Raw genomic sequence first — 9,212 nt, 5'->3', positions numbered from 1 at the left:
AAAAAAAATGGTTATGAACCGGCTTGCGGAGGTAAAGAAAATCTTATGTGAGCAAAGCACTTCATGACCGTGGTGGTTATTACACATATGGCTGTTCAATAACCTGCGGTTTTATTGGGATAATTAAATTCTTTAGTGTGTCTATTGTCAGTACGGTTATTCAAATAGCCTTTAAAACCTTGTTTATGGCAGTTTCTTCACTTTAGTATGGCTGTTCTTCATTAGCAAAACAGGGTTAGCTTGAATCCGGTATAGTTTTTTCTCCCATACTAAGAAGAACTAAAAAACTTAAAGCCATGATAGAGATATTAACCAGCAACCACGACAATACGGTAGCTATCAATATGAGTGGAGAGCTAACCGCGAAGGATTACGGACCTGTAGTGAATTTGCTTGAAGACAAGATCAGGGAACACGGCAAAATCAACCTTTACTGTGAAATCGGTGAGTTGGAAGAGGTAGAGCCGGGAGCCATATGGAAAGACCTGAAATTTGATGCCAAGCATTTCAACGACTTTGAGCGTGTGGCCATGGTTGGCGATAAGCAATGGCTGGAATGGGGCGCAAAGTTTGCCAAACCCTTTACATCTGCCGAGGTAAAATATTTTGATATGTCTGAAAAGGCCGAGGCTATGCAGTGGGTGGTGGCGGAGACGAACGTGCACCACTGAAAACCAAGTAATGAATTTCAAAAAAATATGATGCAATCATCACTTCAACTCATTGATGAAGAAGCAGAAAAGAAGCCCGATAGAGAAATTGCCGACCTTGGGGTCAGAAGGACAGAGCGCCCCAGGCTGGTGATCCTCGGGGGTGGATTTGCCGGGCTTCATCTTGTCAGAAACCTTGAAAAAAGCGACTTTCAAATTGTACTTATTGATAAGCATAATCACCACACCTTTCAACCTTTGCTCTACCAGGTGGCCACTTCCAGTCTGGAGGCCGATTCCGTGGCCTACCCGCTGAGAAAGCCGCTGCGCAAACATCCTGATTACCATTTCAGAATGGCTGAGGTACAGCGCATTGTGTCCGGCGATAATACGATCGTTACCAACCGCGGAACCATAGAATATGATTACCTGGTCATAGCTACCGGTGCCCGTACCAATTACTTTGGGATGGACAATATTAAAAAACATGCCTTGCCCATGAAAACCGTGGATGAGGCGCTAAAAATTCGTAATGAGATCCTTCACAACTTTGAAGAAGCGCTATATACACATGACCCTCAGGAGCGTCAGAAGCTGACCAATATTGTAATAGCAGGAGGTGGCCCCACAGGTGTGGAACTGGCCGGATCAATTGCGGAGTTTCGCCGGTACATCATGCCTCAGGATTACCCCGACCTCGATATAGAGCAATCTAAAATTTACCTTATAGAGCTTTTGCCGGAGTTGTTGGGGCCTATGTCAGACGAGGCTTCTGCCAAATCGGAGGAGTATCTCCAACAACTTGGGGTAGATATTAAAAAGGACACTAAAATATTAGATTATGATGGTGAAGTGGTGAAAACTGATCAGGGAAACATTCCGGCAAAGATTATGTTGTGGACCGGTGGTGTATCAGGAGCATTCCCGGAAGGCCTTGACGATGGGCTGGTTACCAAAAAAGGCCGTATAAAGGTAGGGGAGACCGGGCAGGTAATGGGGCATGAACGTATATTTGCCTTGGGAGATGTGGCCAGCATCGAAAGCAAAGATCATCCGAAGGGCTACCCGCAACTGGCTTCTGTAGCCGTACAGCAAGGCCGGTTTATGGCGGAAAATCTGATGCGACTCCGTAAAGGAAAGTCCCTTAAACCTTTCAGATATAAAAACAAGGGTACTATGGCGACCATAGGTCGCAAAAAGGCGGTTGTAGATATGCCGGGGTTCAAGTTTCAGGGCACTACAGCCTGGCTGGTGTGGCTTGGCGTTCACCTGTTTTCCCTGGTGGGATTTAAAAATAAATTAGTAACTTTTACTAACTGGGCCTGGAACTACCTCAGACACGACAGAGAAACACGGCTAATAATCAAGGATTCTCAGTAGCCTCGCGGAAATTAGAAAAGAGGCACAAAGTGACCCCAAAGCATGAAAGCAGGTAGAAGAAATATAGTGATCAGCAATGAAGACAAGGTGATCTATCCTGACGATGGGTTACGAAAAATAGATATTATCAACTATTACAAAGATGTAGCCCCTCTCATACTGCCTCACCTTGAAGACCGGCCGCTCATGCTGCAAAGGTTCCCTAACGGCATCAGGGAAAGTGGATTTTATCAAAAAGAAGCTTCGGAGTACTTTCCCGAATGGATAGAAACCGTATCTGTACATAAAGAAGACGGTCAGGTGAACCATGCCATTTGTAACAATACCGCCACACTGGTATATCTCGCCAATCAGGCCACTATCACCTTCCATACCTGGTTGTCTACGGCACCTGAGGTTAATTATCCTGATAAATTTATCATTGATCTGGATCCTCCTTCAAATGACTTTAGTGTGGTGAGGACTGCAGCATTCATTATCAAAAGGTTTTTTGATGAGATGGAAGTTACTTCATTTGTAATGACCACCGGTTCATCCGGAGCGCATATAGTAGTGCCACTCAATGGTAAAGCTACCTTTGACCAAAGCCGTAAAATGGGAGAGGAGATAGCCCTTCGCCTTACAAAACTCCATCCTGCTATATTTACCACTGAAAAATACATTAAGAAAAGGGGAGGTAAAATATATTTTGACATTCAGCGAAATGCTTACGCTCAGACTGCCGTATCTCCGTATAGCTTAAGGCCTTTGCCCCAGGCTCCCGTAGCCACCCCGCTGGCATGGAGTGAAATGGAAGACGACACGATCAACGCCAGAACTTTTAATATGGGGAACATCCGGCAGCGACTTTCGGAAACGGTAAATCCGTGGAAAGGAATGGGAAGGCATGCCATTGCCGTCGAAAGCCTTGAACGAAAATTACAAAAGGCCCTCGTTTGACAAGCAAAAGCTTCTTTAGTGTGAAACTTCTTCCACAATCAGTTGAGAGGCCCACCCTTCGCTTTGAAATGCTTATAACTTAAAAATCTTGTATTGATCTTTATAGCAGCACTTTTCCTGCTGCCGGGTCTTTTTCGCCTTTTCTGGCATGTATTTTTATGATATGTCAGTATCTAACCATAAAAACGCATTGACTATGAAAATAATAACAAGCTATTTACCGGTTTTTGGTTTATCACTGTTGCTACTTAGCTGTGGGCCAAGCTCCGAAGACAAAAGGGATATAATGGAGGACAATGGCGAACTAAATGAATCGGATAAGGATATTACAGAGGAAAGAATGGACAGGGAGGTTGTAGAGGAGATGGCTTTTGCTGATATCTCCAGCGCTAGCGGTAGCAGCCTCACTGGAAAGGCTACTTTTACCAGTGTTGGTAGTGAACGCATACAATTTGAACTTAATGTAGAAAATGCCACTCCCGGCAGCCACGCCGTACACCTCCATGAGAAAGGTGACTGTAGTGCCAGTGATGCCAAATCAGCCGGCGGACACTGGAACCCAACCAATGAAAAGCACGGTAAGCGCGGCAACCCGCCATTTCATAAAGGAGATATCGGAAATATGGAAGTTGGCGATGACGGTAAAGGCTCCATGTCTATGACTATTGAAGGCTGGTGCATCGTTGGGGAATCTACCTGCAATATCATAGACAAAGCAGTGATCATACATGCCGGTGCTGATGATTTTACTTCTCAACCCTCAGGTGCCGCAGGTGACAGGGTAGGTTGTGGTGTAATTAAAAATCAGCAATAAATACAAGCAGGCATACCGAAATACATTCAATGAAAATTGTAGGATCATTACCTGGTTCGTTTCAGGATTTCTTCATCAATGTGGCCGGAATCGGCCGGTTTACCAGTCGCTTTTTCAAGCAGTTGTTTAAGCCGCCCCTGGAGTGGCGTGAAGTGCTGGTCCAGGCTTATCAACTGGGGTACAACTCCTTGTTTTTAGTGAGCATTACCGGCTTTATCATTGGTATGGTAATGACTCTGCAAACCAAACCGACCATGGAGCAGTTCGGGGCAGAATCCTGGCTGCCTGCCATGGTTTCCATTTCTATTATCAGGGAAATAGGCCCGGTACTTACCGCGTTGATCTGTGCCGGAAAGGTAGGGTCGGGCATAGGAGCGGAGCTCGGGTCTATGAAGGTTTCCGAACAAATAGATGCCATGACTGTGTCAGGGGCCAATGCTTTTAACTACCTTGTGGTCACCCGTGTGATCGCCACCACTGTCACCATTCCTATTCTGGTAGTGTATGCTGATGTTATTGCCCTGGTTGGCTCATATGTAGGTGTCAACATTGAAGGCGATGTAAGCCCAACGCTTTTCTACAAACAGTCGCTGGATATTCTGGTGTATTCGGATATTATCCCGCCGACGATTAAAACCTTCTTCTTTGGGTTTGCCATCGGGATTATCGGATGCTATAAAGGCACCACGGCCGACAAAGGTACCACTGGTGTGGGGCGGGCGGCCAATTCGGCTGTAGTGATTTCCTCATTGTTCATTTTTGTGATTGACCTTGTCGCAGTCCAGCTTACCCAACTGCTCATCTGATGGAAAACTCAAATGATATAGTGATCGATGTTAAAGGGCTTCGAAAATCCTTTGGTGACAACCATGTGCTGGAGGGGTTGGACCTGGAGCTACACAAAGGGGAGAACATAGTGGTTTTAGGCAAAAGCGGCACCGGAAAATCGGTATTTATCAAGTGCCTGGTGAAGCTGGTGGAGCCAGACGAAGGCAAACTGGAGGTGCTAAGCAAGGATGTACAGCACCTTACGGAGGAAGATGAGTTGAACGCACTGAGAAGAAAGGTTGGCTTTCTGTTTCAGGGTGGTGCGCTGTATGATTCTATGACAGTGGAAGAAAACCTCAAATTTCCGCTAAAACGAATGCCGGACAAACCTTCCTACGGAGAGATTGATGACCGGGTACATGAGGCTTTGAAAAATGTGGGACTTGAAAAAGCCATACATAAAATGCCTGCTGAGCTTTCGGGAGGAATGAAAAAGCGGATAGCTCTGGCCAGAACATTGATACTGCAGCCGGATATTGTACTTTATGATGAGCCTACTACCGGACTGGACCCCGCAACCTCCAAAGAGATCAGCGAACTGATCGTGGAAATGCAGGAAACCTATCAAACATCTTCTATCATAATAACCCATGACATGGCATGTGCGAGGATCACGTCGAACCGGATGAAAGTGATCAGGGATGGTGTATTTAAATATGAAGGCTCATATGAAGAATTAAAAAAATCGGATGATAAGTGGCTGATGGACTTTTTTGAGTAGTACCAGGCTTTAATAATCAAAACAATGAATGAAAAAGTAAAAAAGGATATTACACTGGGCATATTTATCGTACTTGGCGTGATAATGTTTATAGGGCTGATCTATTATATAGGCAGTCAGCAACAGCTTTTTGGCAGCAAAGTACGGGTTACGGCCTTGTTCAGGAATGTCGGCGGCTTGCAATCAGGCAATAATGTAAGATTTTCAGGAATCAAGGTAGGCACTGTAAAAGAAATAGAAATAGCCTCTGATTCCACAGCAAGGGTAACTTTGCTGATCAATGAGAATGCCAGCCGGTTCATCAAACAGGATGCGTTTGCTACCATTGATTCTGACGGACTCATGGGCAACAAAATAGTGAGTATCTCCCCCGGGTCGGCCAATGCACCGACTCTAACTGAAGGGGATGTATTAAAAACCAAGGAGCCGGTAAACATAGATGATGTGATATCATCGTTCAAGAAAACCTCCGATAATGCCCGGGAGCTAACACAAAACCTTACAGCGATCAGCCGTCAGATCAAGAATGCCGAAGGTTTGCTTGGCAAAGTGGTTTCGGATTCTGTATTGGCCCATAAAGTCACCAATATTGTAGGATCAATTGAGAAAACGAGCATAAATGCTGCGCAGATTACTGATCAGATTGAAGTCGCTACCATCAAACTGAATAGCGGTGATGGCTTGCTGGCCAGGGCCATCCATGATCCTGAATTGGGTAATACCGTTGAAACCACCCTCGATTCCGTACAATATGCGGGTAAGAACCTTGCCGATGCCAGCCGTGACCTGAAAAAGTTTATGCAGAAGCTCAACGACAACGAAGGTTTGCTCAACCAGTTGCTCAACGATAGCATTACAGCCCGTAACCTGGAAGAGACCATGTATAATGTAAAGCGGGGAACGGAAGACCTGGATGAAGTGATGAATACTGTGAACAATAGCTGGTTGCTAAACCTGTTCACTAAAGACAAAGACAAAAAGGACAAAGATGATCGATAGCTTTAGCGTACCGCTGGCTTGGCAGGCAACTTCACAAAGAATGTAGAGCCTTTTCCGATTTCACTTTCAGCCCATATTTTTCCGCGGTGCCTGTGCACAATTTCGCGTGATAAATAAAGCCCCAGGCCCAGGCCGGAGTTATGGTAACTGAGAGCATGGGCACGACTGAATCGCTTGAAAATATTCTCAAGCTCTTCATCAGGGATGCCTATTCCTCGATCTTTTACAGTGATCAGTACTTCATCGTTGATCTCTTCTGCTTTTAGAAGAATATCGTTGCGGTCAGGAGAGTATTTGATGGCATTGTTAAGCAAGCTTTCAATAACCTGCTCCAGCCTTTCCTTGTCTCCGTACATTTTATCCTTTAGGGTGTACTGGCAATCAATTTTGTGCTTTTTGGATATATTCATGGCATTGCTGCAGCAGGTTTCAATGGCATCAGCAAGATTGAAATAGCTGAAATTATAAGGTAGCCTGCCTGTATTGGCCGTGCTTACATCAAACAGACCTGTTATCAGGCGGTGGAGTTGATTGATGTAGCTGTTCGTTTTGCCCAGATAGTTTTGCAAAGTATTGCGGTCAAGCTCTTCAATATCCAGAAGCATTAGCTCAACGTAAGCTTTTATAGTGGTAAGAGGGGTCTTGAGTTCATGACTGGCCATTTCTATGAATTCATCCTTCTGGAGTATTAGTTGCTCCTTCTCCTGGGTAAGTTTGGTGAGCTCATCGTAATACTTCACTTTATCAGTAACATCCATGATCATAGACACAAAACCAATAACCTTTCCCTCGTCGCTAATGTCGGGCAGGTAGATGACCTCCAGGTGCTGCTCTGTACTTTTATGCAGTTTTATCTTGATTTCAAAACTCTGGATCTGCCCCTTTAAAACAGCTTCTATGTTTTTGGAAATGTCCTGGGTAAGGTAAGGCTTAAGGAAATCTTCCACTTTTTTTCCGAGTATTTCCTCTTGTGAAATTTTGAAATTCCTCGAGTAAGATTCATTTACAAACCGGTAGCGGTGGTCTTTATCTATATAAGCTACCAGTGCAGGTATAATATCTGTAATTAATCTGAGGCGTTTATCCATAGCTCCCAATGCCTCAGACGCCTCTGTTTGCTTTTGAGTGATAACCGTAATGTGGTCATCTTTCCGCACGATCTCTTTTCTGGTTAGCACTTCCTCGGTTACGTCATCCACACTATGTATAATATATTCAACATTACCGGCCTCATCGAGCACCGGGGTATTGGAGGGGCACCAGTACCGGGTTTCAAAACTTGAACTGTCACCCACTCTTTTAGGTATATCATAATGCTGTATATCCATATCATGAGCCTTTCGGGTAGTAAGTACCGTTTTCAATGATTCATATAACTTTTCAGTGGCTCTGGCTTCCGGTGCTGCCGGGTTATCAGGAAAAACATCAAAAATGTATTGGTTTAAGATCTCCGATCTTTTGGTAAAAGTAGCTGAAAGATAACTGTCACTGGCGGCAACAATATGTAGATCAGTATCCAGTATTAAATATTTGCCCGGAAGGTGATTGAATATCTGTTTGTACTTTATGTCTACTTTAGGATATGACATGGAGATATTAACATAGACCGCTTAGTTAGCCGTGTGGCCTTTAAAAATTTTAAAACTCTAATCATTTCAAAGCAACAGTCGTATTATCAAAATGTTTACAACTTGCTGACACCTTTACCTATAGAAAAACCATATCTTCAATGAGTGGCCTGCTATTTGGTTTAACATATAAATAAATTAAAGGCAGTAATGTTTAAAAAATTAAGTAGAACTTTTTACCCGCCTGAGCGGCCTGTCATGGTTTGGGATGGTAAATGCGGCTTCTGTAGGTACTGGATATCGGTGTGGCAAAAGCACACGAGTGAATCCATTGAGTATATCACCTTTCAGGCCGATGCCGACAGGTTTCCTGATATACCCAAAAAGTATTTCGAAGGGGCAGTGCGCTTAATAGAGCCGGATGGCAGGATCTATAATGGCCCCGATGCAGCATACAGAAGTATGGAATACTATAAGGGTAAACCTGTGAAATTTTTTCACAGATGGTACACCCGCAGCAGGTTTTTTAAGGTTATCAGTGATTACGGCTACCATTTTGTCACTACACACCGACCTTTTTTATTGAAACTGTCCAGGCTTTTGTTTGGTCGTAAACCGTGAGGACAGGCAGTGGCCATGTCGAATTTCCTGGGGAATTGATATTTCAGCCCTTTGTTCGGAAGGCACCTTGTAAAAGGCAATAGGCAAAAGCAGTAGGCAAACTGGGACGGAAAGTAATGGGACTCTATGGGCTCTGGCTTGATTTTAAGAGCATTTAACATGCAAAAAAGGCTATATCCAAACCGGATATAGCCTTTAAAGGACTATAGAACTTATGCTGCTTTAGTGTGATGCCTCAGCTTTGGCATTGACATTTTTTGAAACTTTGTTCAATGTATTATCAGCATTTTTCTCTTCTTCAAGAGTTTCTGCCAATTTGTTTTTTATGTCGTTGTAACCAAGGCGTTCGGCATAAGTGCATACAGTACCATAGCCTGCCATTTCATAATGCTCTACTCGTTGTGCTTCTGCGATCAGTGCGGCATCCATCACTTCCGGATCAGCATCTTCTTTCAGCATGTCTTCTGCTTCTTTGATTATGCCTTTCATAGCTTTACAAGTTTCGCCTTTTGGGTCAAAATCAAGCTTTTTGCAAACTTCTTCGATTCTTTTCTTTTGATTTTTGGTTTCTTCCAAATGATGCTCAAAAGCCTTTTTTAAGTCCGGGTTAGATGCCTTCTCGGCCATTTTAGGGAGTGCTTCTAAAATTTGTGTTTCCGCACTATACAGATCTTTCAATTCGTGCTTAAACA

The 9,212-nt window shown here is 44.0% G+C and carries 10 protein-coding genes; 8 read left to right on the top strand and 2 right to left on the bottom strand.

What is annotated here, in order from left to right:
• The first annotated feature begins 296 nt into the window (after positions 1–296).
• The 7 genes from E1163_RS23305 to E1163_RS23275 all read left to right on the top strand — a co-directional run bounded on the left by E1163_RS23305 (position 297) and on the right by E1163_RS23275 (position 6,331).
• Positions 297–671, top strand: a complete 375-nt coding sequence (locus E1163_RS23305; RefSeq protein WP_155174884.1) for a SpoIIAA family protein — start codon at positions 297–299, stop codon at positions 669–671.
• Positions 672–698: 27 nt separating this feature from the next.
• Complete coding sequence (locus E1163_RS23300; protein ID WP_155174883.1) at positions 699–2,030, top strand: NAD(P)/FAD-dependent oxidoreductase; 1,332 nt, start codon at positions 699–701, stop codon at positions 2,028–2,030.
• 42 nt (positions 2,031–2,072) lie between these two features.
• Complete coding sequence (gene ligD / locus E1163_RS23295; RefSeq protein WP_155174882.1) at positions 2,073–2,969, top strand: non-homologous end-joining DNA ligase; 897 nt, start codon at positions 2,073–2,075, stop codon at positions 2,967–2,969.
• A gap of 196 nt (positions 2,970–3,165) precedes the next feature.
• Positions 3,166–3,783: a superoxide dismutase family protein gene (locus E1163_RS23290; RefSeq protein WP_155174881.1), complete on the top strand. Its 618-nt coding sequence runs from the start codon at positions 3,166–3,168 to the stop codon at positions 3,781–3,783.
• A gap of 29 nt (positions 3,784–3,812) precedes the next feature.
• A complete protein-coding gene (locus E1163_RS23285; protein ID WP_155174880.1) occupies positions 3,813–4,589 on the top strand; it encodes an MlaE family ABC transporter permease in 777 nt (258 codons plus the stop codon).
• Positions 4,589–5,332 carry an ABC transporter ATP-binding protein gene (locus E1163_RS23280; protein WP_155174879.1) on the top strand — a complete coding sequence of 248 codons (744 nt, stop codon included), beginning with the start codon at positions 4,589–4,591 and terminating at the stop codon, positions 5,330–5,332. The genes E1163_RS23285 and E1163_RS23280 overlap by 1 nt, the downstream gene beginning before the upstream one ends.
• A 24-nt stretch (positions 5,333–5,356) precedes the next feature.
• Positions 5,357–6,331: an MlaD family protein gene (locus E1163_RS23275; protein WP_155174878.1), complete on the top strand. Its 975-nt coding sequence runs from the start codon at positions 5,357–5,359 to the stop codon at positions 6,329–6,331.
• 2 nt (positions 6,332–6,333) lie between these two features.
• On the opposite strand, the gene E1163_RS23270 is transcribed toward E1163_RS23275, so the two are convergent.
• A complete protein-coding gene (locus E1163_RS23270) occupies positions 6,334–7,920 on the bottom strand; it encodes a sensor histidine kinase (protein WP_155174877.1) in 1,587 nt (528 codons plus the stop codon).
• Positions 7,921–8,109: 189 nt separating this feature from the next.
• On the opposite strand from E1163_RS23270, the gene E1163_RS23265 reads away from it, so the two are divergent.
• The gene (locus tag E1163_RS23265) at positions 8,110–8,520 is read left to right on the top strand and encodes a thiol-disulfide oxidoreductase DCC family protein (protein ID WP_155174876.1); all 411 of its coding nucleotides are present in this window, start codon (positions 8,110–8,112) and stop codon (positions 8,518–8,520) included.
• Positions 8,521–8,742: 222 nt separating this feature from the next.
• On the opposite strand, the gene E1163_RS23260 is transcribed toward E1163_RS23265, so the two are convergent.
• Positions 8,743–9,212 (bottom strand): YciE/YciF ferroxidase family protein (locus E1163_RS23260; protein WP_155174875.1); only part of this gene is annotated, 470 nt, incomplete at its 5' end.

The organism is Fulvivirga kasyanovii, assembly GCF_009711405.1.
Lineage (GTDB): Bacteria > Bacteroidota > Bacteroidia > Cytophagales > Cyclobacteriaceae > Fulvivirga > Fulvivirga kasyanovii.
This window is presented reverse-complemented; position numbering and strand designations above follow the sequence as displayed.

Excerpts from the sequence above, each read along its gene's own strand:
- E1163_RS23305 (WP_155174884.1), top strand. The coding sequence starts at position 297 with ATGATAGAGATATTAACCAGCAACCACGACAATACGGTAGCTATCAAT.
- E1163_RS23300 (WP_155174883.1), top strand. The coding sequence starts at position 699 with ATGATGCAATCATCACTTCAACTCATTGATGAAGAAGCAGAAAAGAAG.
- ligD (WP_155174882.1), top strand. The coding sequence starts at position 2,073 with ATGAAAGCAGGTAGAAGAAATATAGTGATCAGCAATGAAGACAAGGTG.
- E1163_RS23290 (WP_155174881.1), top strand. The coding sequence starts at position 3,166 with ATGAAAATAATAACAAGCTATTTACCGGTTTTTGGTTTATCACTGTTG.
- E1163_RS23285 (WP_155174880.1), top strand. The coding sequence starts at position 3,813 with ATGAAAATTGTAGGATCATTACCTGGTTCGTTTCAGGATTTCTTCATC.
- E1163_RS23280 (WP_155174879.1), top strand. The coding sequence starts at position 4,589 with ATGGAAAACTCAAATGATATAGTGATCGATGTTAAAGGGCTTCGAAAA.
- E1163_RS23275 (WP_155174878.1), top strand. The coding sequence starts at position 5,357 with ATGAATGAAAAAGTAAAAAAGGATATTACACTGGGCATATTTATCGTA.
- E1163_RS23270 (WP_155174877.1), bottom strand. The coding sequence starts at position 7,920 with ATGTCATATCCTAAAGTAGACATAAAGTACAAACAGATATTCAATCAC.
- E1163_RS23265 (WP_155174876.1), top strand. The coding sequence starts at position 8,110 with ATGTTTAAAAAATTAAGTAGAACTTTTTACCCGCCTGAGCGGCCTGTC.